This is a genomic window from Marinobacter sp. (genome assembly GCF_041984545.1).
Taxonomy (GTDB): Bacteria; Pseudomonadota; Gammaproteobacteria; order Pseudomonadales; family Oleiphilaceae; genus Marinobacter.
Map to the genome: position 1 here is coordinate 1 of NZ_JBHIXV010000081.1, position 756 is coordinate 756.

1 protein-coding gene and 1 tRNA gene are annotated in these 756 nt (G+C 56.1%); one reads left to right on the forward strand and one right to left on the reverse strand.

Going from position 1 to position 756, the window contains the following annotated elements:
- Positions 1-163 precede the first annotated feature (163 nt).
- Positions 164-265: transfer RNA gene (locus ACFC20_RS17600), tRNA-Met, on the forward strand.
- Between the two features lie 21 nt (positions 266-286).
- On the opposite strand, the gene ACFC20_RS17605 is transcribed toward ACFC20_RS17600, so the two are convergent.
- On the reverse strand, positions 287-756 hold a 470-nt coding region (locus ACFC20_RS17605), incomplete at its 5' end, for a tyrosine-type recombinase/integrase (protein WP_375194116.1).

A 756-nucleotide genomic window follows, 5' to 3' on the forward strand; every position in this document is an offset into this window, starting at 1 on the left:
CACCCCATGCAAGTGTTTTAACCTTTAACTCTAGCCCGAACCAAGTAGCCAGACTCGCTTATCGGTTGCACCAAGCAGGACCATTATTTGAATCCTGAAAGATCCGGTGTGGGCATTTTGTGGCCACACAATAAACGTGGATGTGCATCGATAGGATAATGTGGGCGAGGACGGCCGGCAAGACCTTATTAAAATCAGCTAGTTATAATTGCTGGTAGCACTCATAATGCTGGGGTCGGCGGTTCGACTCCGCCCCTTGCTACCAGTATTTCCAAAGGGTTGCGACTCACTTCGTGACCCTTTTTTTTGCCTCTGTGGGCATTTTGTGCCCAAACCGGAATTTCACCACGGCCACGCCATCGGAATCCGGTCCTCTCTTCTCCGCGATCAGCTCCACCGCTTTCACCAGTTCAGCGACCTCCGCCCCCGAGTAGTGTGTGGTAACCGATCCGCGTTTATGCCCCAGGAGCTCTGCCCGGGTTTCTTCATTTACTCCTGCCGCCCTCAGCCTCCTACCGAAGGTGTGCCGGAGATCGTGCCCGCGGACATGGGTAAGCCCTGCCTTCTTCCGCCCTTTCCGCCAGGCGTTATTGAAGATGGAGGCCACCTGCCGGCCGCCGAAGGTAAACACCTGGTTCTCGTGCTTCCCTCGCTGGCGGTTTACCACGGCTCTCGCCGTTGCATTCAGAACCACCAGGCGGTCACAGCCGTTCTTCGTGGCGCTGGCGGGCAGGATGAACCCGAAACCCTTATCAG